The 15,664-nt window shown below is 54.4% G+C and carries 26 protein-coding genes; 24 read left to right on the top strand and 2 right to left on the bottom strand.

Features of this window, described 5'->3' with window-relative positions; translation table 11 throughout:
- Positions 1–33 precede the first annotated feature (33 nt).
- Positions 34–708 carry a LexA family protein gene (locus BMF08_RS17680; RefSeq protein ID WP_072569468.1) on the bottom strand — a complete coding sequence of 225 codons (675 nt, stop codon included), beginning with the start codon at positions 706–708 and terminating at the stop codon, positions 34–36.
- 88 nt (positions 709–796) lie between these two features.
- Between BMF08_RS17680 and BMF08_RS17675 the strand changes: the two genes are divergently transcribed.
- The 17 genes from BMF08_RS17675 (at position 797) to BMF08_RS17600 (ending at position 10,093) form a co-directional block, all read left to right on the top strand.
- On the top strand, positions 797–997 hold the full coding sequence (locus BMF08_RS17675) for a YdaS family helix-turn-helix protein (protein WP_072568840.1): 201 nt from the start codon (positions 797–799) through the stop codon (positions 995–997).
- Positions 998–1,041: 44 nt separating this feature from the next.
- Positions 1,042–1,611, top strand: coding sequence for a YmfL family putative regulatory protein (locus tag BMF08_RS17670; protein WP_072569469.1), 570 nt, complete (start codon positions 1,042–1,044; stop codon positions 1,609–1,611).
- Positions 1,612–1,755: 144 nt separating this feature from the next.
- Complete coding sequence (locus tag BMF08_RS17665; protein WP_072568839.1) at positions 1,756–1,965, top strand: DUF4222 domain-containing protein; 210 nt, start codon at positions 1,756–1,758, stop codon at positions 1,963–1,965.
- Positions 1,928–2,707: a helix-turn-helix domain-containing protein gene (locus tag BMF08_RS17660; protein ID WP_072568838.1), complete on the top strand. Its 780-nt coding sequence runs from the start codon at positions 1,928–1,930 to the stop codon at positions 2,705–2,707. Before BMF08_RS17665 ends, BMF08_RS17660 begins: the two co-directional genes overlap by 38 nt.
- A gap of 2 nt (positions 2,708–2,709) precedes the next feature.
- Positions 2,710–3,933, top strand: a complete 1,224-nt coding sequence (locus tag BMF08_RS17655) for a phage N-6-adenine-methyltransferase (protein ID WP_072569467.1) — start codon at positions 2,710–2,712, stop codon at positions 3,931–3,933.
- Positions 3,930–4,250: a LexA family transcriptional regulator gene (locus tag BMF08_RS17650; RefSeq protein WP_072568837.1), complete on the top strand. Its 321-nt coding sequence runs from the start codon at positions 3,930–3,932 to the stop codon at positions 4,248–4,250. The genes BMF08_RS17655 and BMF08_RS17650 overlap by 4 nt, the downstream gene beginning before the upstream one ends.
- Positions 4,247–4,639, top strand: a complete 393-nt coding sequence (locus BMF08_RS17645) for a RusA family crossover junction endodeoxyribonuclease (RefSeq protein WP_072568836.1) — start codon at positions 4,247–4,249, stop codon at positions 4,637–4,639. Before BMF08_RS17650 ends, BMF08_RS17645 begins: the two co-directional genes overlap by 4 nt.
- Before the next feature lie 12 nt (positions 4,640–4,651).
- Positions 4,652–5,341 (top strand): phage antirepressor KilAC domain-containing protein, encoded by a 690-nt coding sequence (locus BMF08_RS17640; protein ID WP_072568835.1) that lies wholly within the window; start codon positions 4,652–4,654, stop codon positions 5,339–5,341.
- On the top strand, positions 5,338–6,327 hold the full coding sequence (locus BMF08_RS17635) for a DUF968 domain-containing protein (RefSeq protein ID WP_072568834.1): 990 nt from the start codon (positions 5,338–5,340) through the stop codon (positions 6,325–6,327). The genes BMF08_RS17640 and BMF08_RS17635 overlap by 4 nt, the downstream gene beginning before the upstream one ends.
- 17 nt (positions 6,328–6,344) lie before the next feature.
- The gene (locus BMF08_RS17630) at positions 6,345–7,103 is read left to right on the top strand and encodes an antitermination protein (protein WP_072568833.1); all 759 of its coding nucleotides are present in this window, start codon (positions 6,345–6,347) and stop codon (positions 7,101–7,103) included.
- 533 nt (positions 7,104–7,636) lie between these two features.
- Positions 7,637–8,065, top strand: a complete 429-nt coding sequence (locus BMF08_RS17625; RefSeq protein WP_072568832.1) for a tellurite resistance TerB family protein — start codon at positions 7,637–7,639, stop codon at positions 8,063–8,065.
- Entirely contained in the window at positions 8,065–8,217 is a 153-nt protein-coding gene (locus BMF08_RS21200; RefSeq protein WP_110783174.1) for a DUF3927 family protein, read from the top strand. Before BMF08_RS17625 ends, BMF08_RS21200 begins: the two co-directional genes overlap by 1 nt.
- A gap of 115 nt (positions 8,218–8,332) precedes the next feature.
- Positions 8,333–8,713 carry a phage holin family protein gene (locus BMF08_RS17620; RefSeq protein WP_072568831.1) on the top strand — a complete coding sequence of 127 codons (381 nt, stop codon included), beginning with the start codon at positions 8,333–8,335 and terminating at the stop codon, positions 8,711–8,713.
- On the top strand, positions 8,700–8,984 hold the full coding sequence (locus BMF08_RS17615; RefSeq protein WP_072568830.1) for a phage holin family protein: 285 nt from the start codon (positions 8,700–8,702) through the stop codon (positions 8,982–8,984). The genes BMF08_RS17620 and BMF08_RS17615 overlap by 14 nt, the downstream gene beginning before the upstream one ends.
- Positions 8,981–9,604, top strand: coding sequence for a glycoside hydrolase family 19 protein (locus BMF08_RS17610; RefSeq protein WP_072568829.1), 624 nt, complete (start codon positions 8,981–8,983; stop codon positions 9,602–9,604). Before BMF08_RS17615 ends, BMF08_RS17610 begins: the two co-directional genes overlap by 4 nt.
- Before the next feature lie 7 nt (positions 9,605–9,611).
- Complete coding sequence (locus BMF08_RS17605) at positions 9,612–9,824, top strand: DUF7940 domain-containing protein (protein WP_029591900.1); 213 nt, start codon at positions 9,612–9,614, stop codon at positions 9,822–9,824.
- Positions 9,824–10,093 carry a hypothetical protein gene (locus tag BMF08_RS17600; protein WP_072568827.1) on the top strand — a complete coding sequence of 90 codons (270 nt, stop codon included), beginning with the start codon at positions 9,824–9,826 and terminating at the stop codon, positions 10,091–10,093. The genes BMF08_RS17605 and BMF08_RS17600 overlap by 1 nt, the downstream gene beginning before the upstream one ends.
- 138 nt (positions 10,094–10,231) lie before the next feature.
- Here the strand turns inward: BMF08_RS17600 and BMF08_RS17590 are convergent, their stop codons facing one another.
- On the bottom strand, positions 10,232–10,612 hold the full coding sequence (locus BMF08_RS17590; RefSeq protein WP_072568825.1) for a hypothetical protein: 381 nt from the start codon (positions 10,610–10,612) through the stop codon (positions 10,232–10,234).
- A gap of 277 nt (positions 10,613–10,889) precedes the next feature.
- On the opposite strand from BMF08_RS17590, the gene BMF08_RS17585 reads away from it, so the two are divergent.
- The 7 genes from BMF08_RS17585 to BMF08_RS17555 all read left to right on the top strand — a co-directional run bounded on the left by BMF08_RS17585 (position 10,890) and on the right by BMF08_RS17555 (position 15,652).
- Positions 10,890–11,267, top strand: a complete 378-nt coding sequence (locus BMF08_RS17585; protein ID WP_024559555.1) for a beta-sandwich lipoprotein — start codon at positions 10,890–10,892, stop codon at positions 11,265–11,267.
- A 53-nt stretch (positions 11,268–11,320) separates the two neighbouring features.
- Complete coding sequence (locus tag BMF08_RS17580) at positions 11,321–11,557, top strand: Acb2/Tad1 domain-containing protein (RefSeq protein ID WP_072568824.1); 237 nt, start codon at positions 11,321–11,323, stop codon at positions 11,555–11,557.
- Positions 11,558–11,756: 199 nt separating this feature from the next.
- Positions 11,757–12,047 (top strand): HNH endonuclease, encoded by a 291-nt coding sequence (locus BMF08_RS17575; RefSeq protein WP_072569466.1) that lies wholly within the window; start codon positions 11,757–11,759, stop codon positions 12,045–12,047.
- Between the two features lie 12 nt (positions 12,048–12,059).
- Positions 12,060–12,269, top strand: coding sequence for a serine acetyltransferase (locus BMF08_RS17570; protein WP_072568823.1), 210 nt, complete (start codon positions 12,060–12,062; stop codon positions 12,267–12,269).
- A 122-nt stretch (positions 12,270–12,391) separates the two neighbouring features.
- Positions 12,392–12,826 carry a hypothetical protein gene (locus BMF08_RS17565; RefSeq protein ID WP_072568822.1) on the top strand — a complete coding sequence of 145 codons (435 nt, stop codon included), beginning with the start codon at positions 12,392–12,394 and terminating at the stop codon, positions 12,824–12,826.
- Between the two features lie 112 nt (positions 12,827–12,938).
- The gene (locus BMF08_RS17560; RefSeq protein ID WP_234007189.1) at positions 12,939–14,372 is read left to right on the top strand and encodes a terminase TerL endonuclease subunit; all 1,434 of its coding nucleotides are present in this window, start codon (positions 12,939–12,941) and stop codon (positions 14,370–14,372) included.
- Between the two features lie 2 nt (positions 14,373–14,374).
- Positions 14,375–15,652 (top strand): phage portal protein, encoded by a 1,278-nt coding sequence (locus BMF08_RS17555; RefSeq protein WP_072568820.1) that lies wholly within the window; start codon positions 14,375–14,377, stop codon positions 15,650–15,652.
- The last annotated feature ends 12 nt before the right edge of the window (positions 15,653–15,664 follow it).

The following is a 15,664-nucleotide window of genomic DNA, read 5'->3' as shown; positions in this document are numbered from 1 at the left end:
AAAAAACCCGCTTAACGCGGGCACAAGTTAAAATTAATTTTTATGGAGGTATCGTCGTGGCTTGCCTGAGAAGATCACCGTTCCGATTATGGAGCAGTTGCCATCTATCTTTATGTAAGGCTCTGGCCAGCTTTGATTCAATGCCTTCAGGTATTTACTGCAACCATCTTCAATCAATCTCTTGAAGGTAGTTTCTCCGGAATCGTGCATAAGCGCTATGACATCATCGCCATGACTTGCCGGGATCTCTGGGTCAACAAAAATCATGTCTCCAGGTCGATACTCATCGATCATGGAGTCGCCAATCACACGCAAGATATATGTCATGGGGCCGCACGGCACAGGGCACGGATAAGTTTCAACGCTACTCAAGTCCACCTCAGCAAAGCCAGCTTCCGTCCATGCTCCTGCCTGCACCCAGGAAATAACCGGAACTAATGTAATATTTCTATTAGTGTCTGATACGTCAGGACTTTTTGCAACGTTAGTAGTTTGGTGTTCCTGATCCAACCATCCTAAAGGCAAATTGAAACATTTTTCAATATGGCGCGCCATCGCATCGCCGATATTTTTAGACGCTCCATCCCCCATAAACCTGCTGGTCTGGGTAGGTTCTCTGTCGATCATGGTGGCGAAGTAAGTGTTCCCGCCGACACCGTCACGCAGTTTTCTGGCGTTTAACCGCCTAATTTCCTGAATCGTTTTCATCCCAGAATTAAACATTGTGTACCTTAAGGGTACAAGTACCTTGTGGGTTCATATTATTCGTGTAATATGTACACAGGAGGTACATATTATGAAAGAGTATTGGGACTCTTTATCCAAAGAGCAGCAGTGCGAATTAGCTGTAAGCGTTAAATCGACTCGCGGTTACCTGCGCTTGGTTTTCAACGGCTACAAAAAGGCAGGCTTCTCCCTCGCCAAAAAGCTCGAAGAAATCACGTCCGGCGCAATAACCAAATCAGATTTGCGGCCTGACATCTACCCGAAACAGTAACTGTGAACGTGGAAAAAAGACACCACAGCATCAAGGAGTTAACCGTGGATAAACAACACTGGCAAGTCGAAAAGCAGCCCGCGTGGTTGGTGACCGCAATTAAAAAGACCATTTCCAGTTTGCCGGGTGGTTACGCCGAAGCGGCTGAATGGCTTGGCGTTACCGAAGATGCGCTGTTTAACCGCCTGCGCACCGGGGGCGATCAGATCTTTCCAATGGGCTGGGCGATGGTACTGCAGCAGGCCAGCGGCACCAAGCACATTGCCGATGCGGTATCACGCCAGTCCAACAGCGTTAATGTTCCGCTGGTGGACATCGAAGACGTGGATAACGCCGACATCAATCAGCGTCTCATGGAAACCTTTGAATGGATCAGTGAGCACTCGCGCTTCGTTCGACAGGCTACAGCCGACGGAGTTATTGACCAGGCAGAACGCGCTCAAATCGAAGAGAACAGCTATCAGGTAATGGCTAAGTGGCAGGAGCATTTAACGCTGCTTTATCGCGTTTTTTGTGCGCCAGAAAAGAGTGACGCCAGCGAGTGTGCAGCCCCTGGCGTCGTGGCGTGTCGTAACGTGGAGAAACTAACGCATGAACAGTTTAACGGTAAATAACCGCTTACCGCAACTGCGGATGATCCCGGTGCCGGGACAGCCGCTGTTTCGGTATGAACGCAGAATATCAAACCGCTGGGTGGCGTGTAACCACAGCCGCGCGCAGGCAATCGTGGGTGTGTATTACCGGAGGGCGAAAGCGTTATGCGCGAACTCGAAAGGTGGTTTAAAGACCGCCGGGGCATACCCGTCCGTGTCATCCGCTGGGAACCAGAGTCGCACCGGGTTATCTATCTGCGTTCTGGCTACCCACACGAATGCTTCAGCCCGCTCCAAATCTTTATGCGTGATTTCAGGGAAATTAAGGTAGGTCCAGATGAGCATGGAATTAATGGTCAGAGCCATGAAAGCTAAAGTGGGAAATCCACTGCGCAAGCTTGTGCTGATCAAACTTGCCGATAATGCCAGCGACCAGGGCGAATGCTGGCCTTCCGTTCCTTATATCGCCGAGCAGTGTGAGATTTCAGAGCGGTCTGTGCAAAACCATATCAAGCAGCTGGTCGAGGATGGTCTGGTTTCGGTTGAAGAACGTAAGTCCTCAAACGGGCTTAACCGCACAAACGTTTACAAACTCAATCTGCGTACTGGTGCAAATGCTGCACCCTCTGGTGCACAGGCTGCGCCAGGTGGTGAATCTCCTGCACCAGGTGGTGAACCTGCTGCACCAGGTGGTGAACCTGCTGCACCGGTTAGTGGTGCAGGAGCTGCACCCGGAATCAGTCACTTATCTGAACCAGTCAATGAACCAGTCAATGAAAACTTATTTGATCAGGCCTGGGCGTTATATCCGAAGCGGGCAGGTGGTAACTCGAAAAGTGCTGCGCTGAAAGCCTGGGATGCCCGCGTTCGGGAAGGGGTAGCACCTCTCGTCATGCTGGAAGGCGTTAAACGCTATGCCAAATTTGTCAGCCAAACAGGCAAGATCGGTACCGAGTTTGTCAAACAGGCTAAAACATTTTTCGGCCCTGACGGCCACTATGATGACGACTGGTTAATCCCTCCTTCCGCCGCGGCAAAAGAAGATCCGATGTTTAAGTCGAGCTATTCCGGTACCGATTACTCACAACGGCCTCAGGGCTTTCAGGTGGTGAACTGATGATGCATAACAAATATTGCCAGGCGCTTGCCGAACTGCGCAGCCAGCCCACGCATGAACTCAAATATGTTGGCGATCAGTGGTGCACACCAGACAACATCTTCTGGGGTATCAACGCCATGTTCGGCCCGCTGGTGCTCGATCTGTTTACCGACGGTGAAAACTCAAAGTGCCCTGATTTCTATACTGCCGAAGACAATGCTCTGGCGCAGGACTGGTCAGCCCGGCTCGAAGAACTCCATGGCGCGGCCTATGGCAACCCGCCTTACAGTCGTGCATCTCAGCATGACGGCGAATACATCACCGGGATGCGGTACATCATGCAGCACGCCAGCGCGATGCGCGATAAAGGCGGTCGGTATGTATTTCTCATCAAGGCAGCCACCAGCGAAGTGTGGTGGCCGGAAGATGCCGATCACATATCGTTTATCCGCGGGCGAATCGGTTTTGATCTGCCGAAGTGGTTCATTCCGAAAGATGAAAAACAGGTTCCGTCAGGAGCGTTTTTCGCCGGGGCGATTGCTGTATTCGACAAAAACTGGCGCGGCCCGGCGATCAGCTACATCGACCGCAAGGATCTGGAAGCCCGCGGTGATGCATTTATTGCGCAGATCCGCCGCGAAGCGCTGCGCCTGTTAGCCCAGATGCAGCAACAAAATATTCCGGAAGTGATTCCTGTCGCAAGCGATGAGGCTGCCGAAAGCGTATCAGCGCTGGATGAGGCCGATGAAGTTGCGCTGCCATCACCGGTAACCAGTTCTGAAGAAATCCTGCCGCTGAGTTATGCAGATATTCTTGCGAAGAGCGGTATCAAAGCATGGGCCTGTGTCCGGGCGGTGTTCGGCGACAAGGAAGAGTACACCTTCAAAGAGTCAAAATTTGCTCACGTATGGGCTTCCGACAATGTTTCCGAGCCGACCGTTGTCATGGTAAGCGCAGGTGACATTGCTGTGGCGGAAGTTCTGATCGCTGAGAAAAGTTTGCAGCTGGCTGTCAGCGAATGGCTGGATCTAAATTACCCCGAGAATGACCAGGGAAAAGTCGATATGCAGGAACGGCTGAATATCGCAGGTATGGAAGCGATGAAAGAATATGGCATGGCGATCCCGACATTTCTGGATGTCATCAAAGAAATGGATCCCGCGGCGCGCTGCAATATTCGCACTATTCGGGTCACGCTGAAGGATTTCAGCAGCAAAGCCTCCCTGAAGGAGGATGCAGCATGAAAAATCTGACCGCCCGCCAACAAGAAGTTTTATCCCTGATCGTGGCTTTCCAGAAAGAGCACGGTATCCCACCAACGCAAAAAGAAGTTGCCGACCTGATGGGCGCGGCGTCTCCGAACGCGGCGACCGAACTGCTACGTGCGCTTCAGCGCAAAGGTGCGATCACCCTGGTGCCGGGCGTAAGCCGGGGCATCTCAATAAACAGCCAAAGCACAGAGGATGAGGCTATATCACTGCTGCGCTCGCTTGTGGCTGGCGATCAGCATGCACGGGAAGAAGCGATCACCTTTCTCGAAATGCGCGGGGTGTCCATATGAAACTGACGCTGCCATTTCCTCCAAGCGTAAACACCTACTGGCGCGCCCCGAATAAGGGGCCGCTGGCCGGGCGCCATCTCATCAGCGCCGCCGGGCGCAAATATCAGAGCGATGCCTGTGCAGCGATCATCGAGCAGTTGCGCCGCTTACCTAAGCCGTCGGTGGAAGCCGCTGCGGTTGAAATCATTCTGTACCCGCCTGACGCCCGACGCCGGGACATCGACAACTACAACAAAGCGCTGTTCGACGCGCTGACGCACGCTGGTGTCTGGGAGGACGATAGCCAGGTAAAACGTATGCTGGTGGAGTGGGGGCCAGTGATAAAGAAGGGAAGGGTAGAAATCACGATCAGCAAATTTGAAACCGTGGCGAGTGCAGTCGCCGAATAAGTGGAGAAGAGCATGAACGAGTTAATCAACGTAACTAGCGCGCTGACAATGTCCAGCCGCGAAATTGCCGATCTGGTGGAGTCACGCCATGACGATGTGAAGCGCTCAATCGAACGCCTGGCTGAGCGAAGCATTATTCAACTTCCGCCACTGGCGGATGTTAAAAATCACCTCAATCAGACGGTCTCCGTCTACCTGGTGAACAAGCGTGACAGCTACGTCGTTGTGGCGCAGCTGTCTCCAGAATTTACCGCGCGGCTGGTTGACCGCTGGCAGGAGCTCGAACAGACGCAGCAAATCCATGTGCCACAATCTCTGCCTGATGCGCTTCGCCTCGCTGCTGATCTGGCAGAGCAAAAGCAGAAGCTGACGGCGGAGCTGGCCTCTGCGGCGCCGAAGGTGGAGTTCGTCGACCGGTACTGTACCGCACGCGGATCCATGTCGTTTCGTCAGGTGGCCAAACTGCTTGGCGCCAAAGAGCCAGAGTTCCGCCTGTTCCTCATCGATAAAAACATCATGTACCGGCTGGCGGGCACGCTGACACCTCATCATCAGCATATCGATCTCGGTCGGTTCGAAGTTAAGACCGGCACTTCGTCAACTACCAACCACGCATTCAGCCAGGCGCGCTTTACCGCCAAAGGCATCAAGTGGATCGGCGGCCTGTGGGCGGAACATCTGGCGAAAGGAAAAGCGGCATGAGGGCACTTCTCAAACCGGTCGTTGTCCGGGATCTGGGTGTGGTGATGTTCCGTCCTGGAGCAGACTTGCTGGCGCATTTCAGTCGCGGGCGCATGTTGCTGGAGAACGAACCGGAACGTCTGGCCGGGTTACCGTCCGGGCAAATCCCGCCCGCCGCGCAGCCGCTGGCAGAAGATCCGTTGCTGGTACCGGTGTTTGAAAACGAGAAGGTGATCGCGCGCGCTGGCGGCATGTCAGGCCTGGAAAACTGGCTGATGCGCGGCGGTGAATGTCAGTATCCGCACGGTACCTATCACATGGAAAACGTGACGGCATTTCATCATGCGCCCGGCGTGATCCGCGTCTGCTGGCACTGCGATAACACACTGCGCGGCCAGTCCACCGAGCGCCTGGCGGGCATCGCCCGGACGAACCTGGCGCAGTGGCTCATTGAGTTCGTACGAATGGCGCTGGGCTTTGATGATACTCACCAGCTGACGATCCCGGAGCTGTGCTGGTGGCTGGTGCGTAACGATCTGGCTGACGTTATTCCCGAAGAGCTGGCGCGCCACGCGTTGCGCCTGCCGGTGGCAACCATTCCGTCGGTATATCGCGAAAGCGAGCTGATACCGGCGCCGGCGGCCACCAGCATCATTGAGGAAAAGGCGAAGCAGGTGCTGGCGCTGCGCATCGATCCGGAATCGCCGGAGTCCTTTATGCGACGCCCGAAACGTAAGCGCTGGGAGAACGAGAAATACACCAGGTGGATAAAGGCGCAGCCGTGCGTCTGCTGTAGCAGTCCTGCTGACGATCCGCATCACATCATTGGCTACGGCCAGGGCGGAATGGGCACCAAAGCGCATGACCTGTTCGTGATCCCGCTGTGCAGAGCGCATCACGACGAGTTGCACGCTGACATGAAGGCGTTTGAAGAAAAATATGGCACGCAGCCCGAGCTGCTGCTGAAGACATTAGACCGCGCGCTGGCGATCGGCGTACTGGCGTAAACGGAGTGGAGACCGCGATGAACCTCGAATCATTACCTAAATTTTATTCCCCGAAATCACCGAAGCTGAACGACGTGACGCCAGCCACCGGCGGGGATGCGCTGACGATCACCGATGTAATGGCAGCCCAGGGCTTTGTTCAGGCTCAGGCTTCACTCGGATTTAATCTCTTTTTAGCCAAAATGGGGATCCAGGATCCACAGCCTGCTATAGAAGGGCTGTTTAATTACGCGCTGGCGCTGAGAAACCCTGTGCTGAATAAGCTTAGCGATAAAGCACGGCATGAAATTGTCGGCTGTCTGGTCCGGTTCGCGTACGCTGATTATTCCCGATCTGCTGCCAGCAAAGCTGTGTGTGAACACTGTGGCGGGGAGGGTGTTCGCCGCTCCCTTCAGGACGTCGTAAAGCATCCCGGTGTGAGAGGCGTTGAAGCGAAGGTAAAACAAGAAGTGGTAGAGGAACTGTGCGAACACTGTAACGGGAAAGGAGAGGTCAGCACTGCCTGCAGGGGCTGTAAAGGTAAAGGCACCGTGCTCGATGAGAAGCGCACCAGACTTCATGGCGTGCCAGTGCAGAAGATCTGCGGTCGCTGTAATGGTCACCGCTTCAGTCGTGTTCCCACCAGCCTGGCCCGTGTGGTTGTGGAACGGCTGGTACCGGATCTGACGAAGCACCAGTGGTACTGCGGTTATGCTGAGGTCATCGATAAGCTGGTAACAAAGTGCTGGCAGGAAGAAGCTTTCGCCGAGAAACTTTTGCGCAAAGTCACACGATAGAAGCATTTTAAGTAATTTTCGCAACACAATGCTTGCAAAATTCGGAAAAGTTGGTTAGGGTTTTTACAACGATGGGCATTTAGTATCTACCGTTATCCGAACCCGCTTTCATGAGCGGGTTTTTTCGTTTCTGGAGGGTTATAAAATGCAGATCTAAACGGATAGACCGCAGCTATTAGGTAAAGCAGCAGTCATGATGCTGCCCCGAGTCGCGTAATGGCGAACCTGTGTAGTGATGGGTGAGGATCATAGATCAAAACAAGCTCCGGTAAAGCAGCGCGACAGCCAAACGCGCACCGGTTATTAGCGGCGATGAAGCGACAGCACCTCAAGGGCATGAGCGTGGCCACTCCGGGAAGTGGTAAAGAATCTACAGAGGCTCGCATATGCGGGCCTTTTTCACACCCGCGCTACGCTCGGCGCAATTCAACCACAGAGCCTTTCAGAGGTGAGCCAGAGTGATGGTCGGTGTGACCGTCTCTGTGGGCTGACCATTTCTGAGCGCTGGCTCACCCCCTAAAAGGAAAGTCACTATGTTCGGTTTCGGTAAAAAAGCACGTAAAGCAGTAAGCGACATCAAGAAGTTCGAAAAGCGGGATCTGGCCCAGGCGGTGGTAAACGCTGCTTACCTGGTGGCATACGCCGACGGCGAGTGTGAAGCGTCAGAAAAGGCGAAGATCGAACAGGTGCTGCGCAACCAGCCATCACTGGCGGCGTTCACCTCTGAAATCAACGCTATCAGCGCAACGATCGTCGGCCAGCTGGATACCAACTTTAAGATTGGTCGCCGGGCAGCGCTGCGTGAGATTGAAGATGTTAAGCACGATCCCCGTGAAGCAGAAGACGTTCTCGACGTGGCGGTGGCTATTGCTGAAGCTGACGGGGAAGTAGAATCGGAAGAGCGTAAGGTGCTGGAAGAGATCGCCAACGCGCTCGGCCTGCGTCTGGAAAATCACCTGTAATGGCAAAGCTGCGATGGGTAGCCGCTGGTGTGCTGCTGTTCCTGGTGATCGCTATCGACTTTACCAGCAAGTTGATGTCGATCCTTGCGGACGGCGTGCTGGTGGCGGGTGTGATTGTTTTGCTTCTGCCACTGATTAAAACAACAAAATAACATTCTTCTAAAGGCGTCCGCCGGGCGTCTTTTACAGAGTGCATTGGGCTGCCAGCAGGTGGCCTTTTTATTTCCCCTCATCTGAGAGGATCAACAGCAATGACGAGGGGGCTAAATGTCCGAACCTTTATCCGGGTCTGTTGCAGCTGCGAGTGCATTAACGGGCGCCAGCATTTATGGACTGCTGACCGGCACTGATTATGGTGTCGTGTTCGGCGCGTTCGCTGGTGCCGTTTTCTACGTGGCCACCGCAGCAGACCTGACGATTTTCCGCCGATCTGCATACTTCATCGTTTCCTATTTTGCCGGGGTATATGGTTCCGGGCTGGTGGGCTCCTGGCTCGCCAGCATGACCAGCTACAACGACAAGCCGCTTGATGCGCTGGGCGCGGTACTTCTTTCCGCGCTGGCTATCAAGACACTCACTTTTTTCAGTGAGCAGGATCCGCTGACGTTATTGCAAAGGTGGAGAGGAGGAACCAATGGTAATAAGTGATCCTCTGGTGCTGACCAACGTAATGACATGCACCGCGATCGTTCTGCGCCTGATGATGTTCCGCAAGCCGGGTGGCAAACATAACTGGTGGGCGTCCTGGCTGGCGTACCTGATTATCCTGGCGTATGCCTCGGTACCGTTCCGCTTCCTGTTCGATTTCTATTTCCACGCCCACTGGGCGACCGTCACCATCAACTTAATCATCTGCGCCGCCGTGTTCAGGGCTCGGGGTAATGTGGCGCAGCTGTTCCAGGTACTGAGGCCAGAATGAACCAGACACAATTTCAACGGGCGGCTAATCTCAGCGCCGGGTTAGCCGCGCGCTGGTTTCCGCATATCGATGCGGCGATGCGTGAATTCGGCATCACCGAACCGGTGCAGCAGGCCATGTTCATTGCGCAGGTAGGCCACGAATCAACGGGCTTTACCGCGCTGGTGGAGAGCTTCAACTACAGCGTGGCGGGTCTGGCCGATTTCATCCGCGCCGGGCGTATCACGCAGGACCAGGCGAATATGCTTGGCCGCCGCGCCGGTGAACCTTCACTTCCGCTGGAGCGCCAGCGCGCGCTCGCAAATCTGGCTTACAACAAACGCAACGGCAACAAAGGTCCGCAGGATGGCTGGAAATATCGCGGTCGCGGTCTGATCCAGATCACCGGTCTGGAAAATTACCGAAAATGCGGTGCTGCCCTGAAACTCGATCTGGTCACCACGCCTGAATTGCTGGCGGAAGACCGCCACGCAGCCCGATCAGCGGCATGGTTCTTTGCCACCAGCGGTTGCATGCGGTATCCGGGCGATGTGGTGCGGGTGACGCAGATCATCAACGGCGGGCAGAACGGCCTCGATGACCGTGCTGAACGTTATAAGCGCGCCCGTCGCGCACTGTGAGGTGAGCATGGTTATCGAAAACTGGCGTAAGTGGTGGCGGCTGTTCAGCGTTCAGGCGCTGGCAGTAGCTGGCGCCATCCCGCTTATCTGGTCGCAACTGCCTGATGATGTGAAAGCAAACATCCCGGCAAGCTGGATGGGCACCATCACTGCGGTTGTGGCGGTATGCGGCATCATTGGCCGCCTGGTGAAACAGCCAACTGTAACGGAGAAACCGTAATGGGTGCTGAAGGGTTGATCGGCGGCATAATTACACTGGTGCTCCTGCTGGTGGGCACCTGGCGCATCAGTAAATCGCAGGGCAAAGACACTGCCGAGGCGGACGCCCGGGCGCGTGAGGCAGAACAGCGGGCCGCAGGCAGTGCAGCAGCGGCAGAACGCCGCGTTGAAGCAACAAAGAGGGCGGCAGATGCTGAACAGGCTGTTAACCATATGTCTGGCGATGATGTTGATCGCGAGCTGCTCGACAACTGGCAGCGTAAGGATTGAGGTTGTAGATACCGCCTGCGACTGGGTGCGGCCGATTTACGTAACTGCCCATGACGTAGCCGTGATGGACAGGCAGACCAAAGCCGACGTCGCGGCGCATAACAAAGCGTGGCAGGATAACTGCCACGCGAAGGAGAATTAATCATCTTCCATGAATCTGCGTTTGTTTGAAGCGCGAAAAGATTCTTCTTCTTCGCAACTTTCGCAGAGCATGCTTTCTTCTTGGTAGCAGTGAATGAGCCTTCCTTCTTCAATTGTGCTTGGACAGTCGAAATGCGAGCCCTCGTCACCATCAAATTCGTCATACCATCCTTGGCAAGGTACATCCTCTATGAGGGGAAGTAGAGCATTATCGAACAGGTAACGTTGCTTTTCAGATAAGCCGGTGATGCTATTTTCACCCACGACTTTTTGAGCGACACCCCAAACATTATCTTCGTTTAGTCCATTATCATTTGCTGAATCACGAATTAATTCTTCACGATTCCGAACAAGAAAATTCAGTACATCAAGGTTCATATTTTCTCCGTTTGCTGTGTGTGTAACGGTTCTAACGTAGCGAATCACCTGAAAGTGTCAGCAATATTTCTGTGGAAATGATATATGGCTCACGAATGAATGCCGTTTAGTCAACGTTTTTTCCTGAGACACTGTCACAAGGCGCTTTCACAGCAGAGCGCCTGATGATGTTCTCTCCGCTGCACAACAACACGGTTAGCCACGCTGCGAAGCGCCGCGACTCCGGCCCACTGCTCACCCTGAGCAACGAGACAATCAATTACTCTGGTAAAACGTGATGAGAAAGACGCTTCTCTGCCTGGCGGTGCTGGCGCTTGCTGCCTGCGATATCAATGATGCCGATGTAGCCAGCCGCAACGTAAGCAAGGCCGCTGATAACTTTGAGGCGCAACGGCGCTTTGTTTTTTATAACGGGATTACCGGCGAGTTCATGCTGGAAATTACCGGGCTTTGCTCAAAGGACAATACCAGCACCGAGCGAACGCTGGGCGTTATCTGCAAGACCGGGCCGGACACTTACAAAAAGCACATGCTGGGCCTGTCGGATAACGTGACCTGGTTTATGGAAGACCTGAGCGGCACGAACGCCAGCGTTAACCATTACCGTGTCACCTTCAAGCCGTCGGTGATCATCCCTGATATTGACGTTCGTTAATCGCCGTCATTTAAAGCGCATCGCAGCGCACCATTAACCCATAAGGTAAAACAATGAGCGAAGCAAAACCGCAGGACGGCAGCACCGTTAAGGGTTATCGCACGTTAACGCCGGGCGATATTGAAGTGATGAACCGGATGAAAGATGTGAGTCGTCATTTCCTCCACCTACTGGATACAGCTAAAGAGACAGGCGCAGATCCGCGCTGGGTTGCTATGGCGAAAACGGAAATGCAGAAAGCTTGCATGTTTGCGTGTCGCTCTGTAGCCAAGCCTGATGACGACTGTTAAGGCATTACAGCAGGCATTCACTGAGTGCCTGTGATAATGACGAATTGTGGTGTGCGTGTTAATCGTCAAATAAGCAGGAAAAGGCGAGCGCACCTTTACGATGGCTATCCGACTTAGATCGGCACACCCGAGCCAACACGTACACCACAACCCATTCAAGCCACTGGTATCCGCTGGTGGCTTTTTTATTGGAGTGAATATGGCTTCCAGTTCACCCTGGCATAACCTCTACAACACCAAGCGCTGGTACCGTCTGCGTTACCACCAGTTGCAGAAACAGCCACTGTGCGAGTTTCACCTTAAACGTAATCAGGTAGTGTCAGCCTCCATCGTTGACCACGTCACACCGCATAAGGGTGATGAAACACTCTTTCACGACCCGGAAAATTTACAAAGTTTATGCAAACGCTGCCACGACTCCGTGAAGCAGCGCATGGAGAAGGGCGGAACGGTGACAGAGTTCGACAGTGAAGGCCGGGTTATCTGGTAAAAGGAGCATGCAATGCAGGACCTCAGGATTGAATACCGTGAAGGCAAGCTGATTGAACTGAGCATCGATGGCATCAGCTTCAGCTCACTCACTGCGATCAGCCTCCACCATCAGGTAGGCGAGACGCTGCCCACGGTTACATTGACCATTCCCATCGGTACCCGCGAACGACTGGTGCCAAACCCTCAGCCCCGCGATAACCTGCGCATCATCGAGAAGTGAGAGCGATTCTCATTTGTCAGACCGGAAGGGTGGGGGGGAGGGATAAAACTCTGACGGCAAAATCTTAAAGACCGCGCCCTCAGTCTTTTTATTAAAAACGTCCAGAAAAAAAGGAAAAAGTGATGGCACAGCGAGGCAGAAAGTCTCTCGCTGCGACGTCTGCTGTCTCGCTGCCGGCGCTGGCTGAAAGCAGATTACAGCCGTCGCTGCATCTCAGCGATCCGGAGATCAATGTCTGGATCCGACTGGTCAATTACAATCCTGCCAGTTCGTTCACCGAAACCCATCGCGACATGATGGAGATGTACTGCCGCCATGTCGTGCAGGCCAGGATCATCACCACGCAGCTGGAAGCGTTCGAGCTGGAATGGCTGTCCCGTGAAGATGGCCTTAAGCGTTACGACCGGTTGCTGACCATGCGTGAGCGTGAAGTCCGTTCCGCATCTTCACTGGCTACCCGTTTGCGGATCACGCGCCAGGCCACAGCCGACCCGAAAACAGTAGGGCGGGCGCATAACAACCTGGCGCGGGAGAAGAAGCCCTGGGAAATTGATTAAGGCTGAGTAGCTGATGGTTAAAAAGAACCTTACACGGGCTGAACGAAACATCCGGTGGTGTGAGCAGAACATCCTCATTCCTGAGGGCAAGTTTGTCGGACAGCGGCTGAAGATGGCCGATTTCATGAAGGATGACTTCAGGGCAATTTTTGACAACGTGCACGGCACCCGCCGCGCGATCATCAGCAGGGGGCGTAAAAACGCCAAGACGGTGGAAACTGCCATGCTGATGCTGCTTTATCTGGTTGGCCCGGAGGCGGCGCACAACTCCCAGCTTTATTCAGCGGCGCGTTCCCGCGATCAGGCTGCAATCCTCTTTAACCTCGCCTCAAAAATGTGCCGGATGAACCCGGTGCTGATGCAGTACGTGGCGATTAAAGACTCAGCCAAAGAGATCCATTGCCCTGAACTGGGCTCCTATTACCGGGCGCTGAGCGCCGAAGCTACAACCGCTTACGGATTCTCGCCGCGCTTTGTGGCCCACGATGAGTTAGGCCAGGTTCGTGGCCCGCGTGATCCGCTTTACGAGGCACTGGAGACAGCAACCGCCGCGCAGGAAAACCCGATCTCGGTGATTATCAGTACCCAGGCACCGGATGCCAGCGACCTCCTGAGCCTGCTGATTGATGACGGGCTGACTGGCGCCGACCCGCGCACGGTGGTCCGGTTACAGACTGCGCCAGAAGATATTGATCCGTTTTCGGTTGAAGCGATCAGAGCAGCAAACCCGGCATTTGATGTGTTCATGAACCAGCAGGAAGTGCTGGACATGGCCGCCAGCGCCAAACGTCTGCCGTCGCGCCAGGCTGAGTTTGAAAACCTTGTCCTTAACCGGCGGGTGGAAGCGAAAAGCCCCTTCGTCAGTCAGACCGTCTGGCATATGAATAAAGAAGAACCTGACAGCCTGGCCGGTGCCACCGTCTGGGGCGGGCTTGACCTGTCCAGCGTCTCGGATCTGACGGCGCTGGTGCTGAATTCTGCCAGAGGCGATGTGCACTGTAAGTTCTGGCTTCCTGCGGAAGGACTGGCTGATAAGGCCCGTAACGATCGCGTGCCCTATGACATCTGGGCGCGGCAGGGTTACCTCAACACAACGCCCGGCAAGGCCATTGAGTACGCCTTTATCGCAAAAGAGCTGCGCGACATCTTCGATACCTGCAACGTCAGGGCGCTGGCCTTTGACCGTTACAACATGCGCTTTCTTCGCCCGCACCTTATTGACGCCGGATTCACAGAAGCTGAACTCGAACGGTTCGTGGAATTCGGGCAGGGCTTTGTATCTATGTCGCCGGCGCTGCGTGAGCTGGAAACCAAACTGCTCGGCGCGCAGCTGAAGCACGGCAATCATCCGATCCTGGAGATGTGCGCCAAAAATGCGACCGTCATCACTGACCCTGCGGGCAACCGCAAATTCGTAAAAGGCAAATCTAGCGGGCGCATCGATGGCATGGTCGCGCTGGCAATGTCCGTCGGGGCGCAGAACAGCGACGAGGTGGAAGAGCAGGGTGACGTTAACGATTTCATTTACAACTTTTTGAGCGTGTAAACATGGCTGATACCGATTACAGCATTGACCTGCGAACGCGATCGCCATTCTGGGCGCGCATGGCCTCCATCCTGACCGGCGGCCGACTGGTGACGCCGGATAAAGGTTCGCAGATGGCGGGAACGTCTGCGCACGGTGTGGTCGGTGACTCGGTGGTGACTGACGAGCGTAATATGCAAATCAGTACGGTGTGGGCCTGTATCAGGCTTATCTCCACCGTCACCGCATCGTTACCCCTTGATGTCTACCAGACCAAAGATGATCAGCGCAGCAAAGTACCGGGCACGCATCCTCTCGCAAAGCTTCTGCGCTTCCGGCCTAACAATTTCATGACCGCGCTGGAGTTTCGCGAGGCCATGACAATGCAGCTGTGTGCCTACGGAAATGCCTACGCGCATGTGGAACGAAACAGCGTCGGCGACGTTATCAGTATGGTTCCGCTGATGAGTGCCAACATGGAGGTGCGGCTCAGCGATAACGGTAAAACCATTATCTACCGGTACCGCCGTGACACGGAATATGCCGACTTTTCACAGAAAGAAATCTTCCATCTCAAGGGATTTGGTTTTAATGGCCTGACCGGACTGTCACCCCTGGCGTTCAGCGCGAAGTCTGCCGGTGTTGCCATTGCCATGGAAGATAACCAGCGTGAGTTTTTCGCAAACGGCGCGAAGTCACCGCAGATCCTGATGACTGACGGCAAGGTACTGACCAAAGAGCAGCGCGGGCAACTGGAAGAAAACTTCAAAGAGATTGCCGGCGGTCCGGTTAAGAAACGCCTGTGGATCCTGGAGAGCGGTTTCACTACACAGGCTATCGGGGTTTCGCCTCAGGACTCCGAAATTCTGGCAGCGCGAAAATTTCAGGTCGCCGAACTGGCGCGCTTTTACGGTGTACCTCCGCATCTGGTAGGGGATGTGGATAAAAGCACCTCATGGGGATCCGGCATCGAGCAGCAAAACCTCGGCTTCCTCCAGTACACCCTTAAACCTTATCTCGATCGCTGGGAATACAGCATTGAGCGCTGGCTGGTTAAAGAATCAGAGCAGGGCAGTATTCACGCCGAACATAATCTCGACGGGCTGTTGCGCGGCGATTCTACAAGCCGGGCCTCGTTTATGCAGATCATGGTTAATACCGGGATCCGTACCGTAAATGAAGTACGACGGCTGGATAACCTGCCGCCCCTGCCCGGTGGCGATGTGGCAACGCGCCAGTCGCAGAACATACCGATCACCGATCTCGGAACAAATAACAAGCCCCTCTCCGGAGGGGCTTAATTTTTATGGGGG

Origin of the sequence: Enterobacter sp. SA187, assembly GCF_001888805.2 — a bacterium.
Lineage (GTDB): Bacteria > Pseudomonadota > Gammaproteobacteria > Enterobacterales > Enterobacteriaceae > Enterobacter_D.
The sequence above is the reverse complement of the archived record's forward strand: the minus strand, read 5'-3'. Positions and strand labels throughout refer to the sequence as shown.

What these genes read in the sequence shown, in the direction of transcription:
- BMF08_RS17680 (WP_072569468.1), bottom strand. Translation starts at nt 708, where the DNA reads ATGAAAACGATTCAGGAAATTAGGCGGTTAAACGCCAGAAAACTGCGT.
- BMF08_RS17675 (WP_072568840.1), top strand. Translation starts at nt 797, where the DNA reads ATGAAAGAGTATTGGGACTCTTTATCCAAAGAGCAGCAGTGCGAATTA.
- BMF08_RS17665 (WP_072568839.1), top strand. Translation starts at nt 1,756, where the DNA reads ATGCGCGAACTCGAAAGGTGGTTTAAAGACCGCCGGGGCATACCCGTC.
- BMF08_RS17660 (WP_072568838.1), top strand. Translation starts at nt 1,928, where the DNA reads ATGAGCATGGAATTAATGGTCAGAGCCATGAAAGCTAAAGTGGGAAAT.
- BMF08_RS17655 (WP_072569467.1), top strand. Translation starts at nt 2,710, where the DNA reads ATGCATAACAAATATTGCCAGGCGCTTGCCGAACTGCGCAGCCAGCCC.
- BMF08_RS17650 (WP_072568837.1), top strand. Translation starts at nt 3,930, where the DNA reads ATGAAAAATCTGACCGCCCGCCAACAAGAAGTTTTATCCCTGATCGTG.
- BMF08_RS17645 (WP_072568836.1), top strand. Translation starts at nt 4,247, where the DNA reads ATGAAACTGACGCTGCCATTTCCTCCAAGCGTAAACACCTACTGGCGC.
- BMF08_RS17640 (WP_072568835.1), top strand. Translation starts at nt 4,652, where the DNA reads ATGAACGAGTTAATCAACGTAACTAGCGCGCTGACAATGTCCAGCCGC.
- BMF08_RS17635 (WP_072568834.1), top strand. Translation starts at nt 5,338, where the DNA reads ATGAGGGCACTTCTCAAACCGGTCGTTGTCCGGGATCTGGGTGTGGTG.
- BMF08_RS17630 (WP_072568833.1), top strand. Translation starts at nt 6,345, where the DNA reads ATGAACCTCGAATCATTACCTAAATTTTATTCCCCGAAATCACCGAAG.
- BMF08_RS17625 (WP_072568832.1), top strand. Translation starts at nt 7,637, where the DNA reads ATGTTCGGTTTCGGTAAAAAAGCACGTAAAGCAGTAAGCGACATCAAG.
- BMF08_RS21200 (WP_110783174.1), top strand. Translation starts at nt 8,065, where the DNA reads ATGGCAAAGCTGCGATGGGTAGCCGCTGGTGTGCTGCTGTTCCTGGTG.
- BMF08_RS17620 (WP_072568831.1), top strand. Translation starts at nt 8,333, where the DNA reads ATGTCCGAACCTTTATCCGGGTCTGTTGCAGCTGCGAGTGCATTAACG.
- BMF08_RS17615 (WP_072568830.1), top strand. Translation starts at nt 8,700, where the DNA reads ATGGTAATAAGTGATCCTCTGGTGCTGACCAACGTAATGACATGCACC.
- BMF08_RS17610 (WP_072568829.1), top strand. Translation starts at nt 8,981, where the DNA reads ATGAACCAGACACAATTTCAACGGGCGGCTAATCTCAGCGCCGGGTTA.
- BMF08_RS17605 (WP_029591900.1), top strand. Translation starts at nt 9,612, where the DNA reads ATGGTTATCGAAAACTGGCGTAAGTGGTGGCGGCTGTTCAGCGTTCAG.
- BMF08_RS17600 (WP_072568827.1), top strand. Translation starts at nt 9,824, where the DNA reads ATGGGTGCTGAAGGGTTGATCGGCGGCATAATTACACTGGTGCTCCTG.
- BMF08_RS17590 (WP_072568825.1), bottom strand. Translation starts at nt 10,612, where the DNA reads ATGAACCTTGATGTACTGAATTTTCTTGTTCGGAATCGTGAAGAATTA.
- BMF08_RS17585 (WP_024559555.1), top strand. Translation starts at nt 10,890, where the DNA reads ATGAGAAAGACGCTTCTCTGCCTGGCGGTGCTGGCGCTTGCTGCCTGC.
- BMF08_RS17580 (WP_072568824.1), top strand. Translation starts at nt 11,321, where the DNA reads ATGAGCGAAGCAAAACCGCAGGACGGCAGCACCGTTAAGGGTTATCGC.
- BMF08_RS17575 (WP_072569466.1), top strand. Translation starts at nt 11,757, where the DNA reads ATGGCTTCCAGTTCACCCTGGCATAACCTCTACAACACCAAGCGCTGG.
- BMF08_RS17570 (WP_072568823.1), top strand. Translation starts at nt 12,060, where the DNA reads ATGCAGGACCTCAGGATTGAATACCGTGAAGGCAAGCTGATTGAACTG.
- BMF08_RS17565 (WP_072568822.1), top strand. Translation starts at nt 12,392, where the DNA reads ATGGCACAGCGAGGCAGAAAGTCTCTCGCTGCGACGTCTGCTGTCTCG.
- BMF08_RS17560 (WP_234007189.1), top strand. Translation starts at nt 12,939, where the DNA reads ATGGCCGATTTCATGAAGGATGACTTCAGGGCAATTTTTGACAACGTG.
- BMF08_RS17555 (WP_072568820.1), top strand. Translation starts at nt 14,375, where the DNA reads ATGGCTGATACCGATTACAGCATTGACCTGCGAACGCGATCGCCATTC.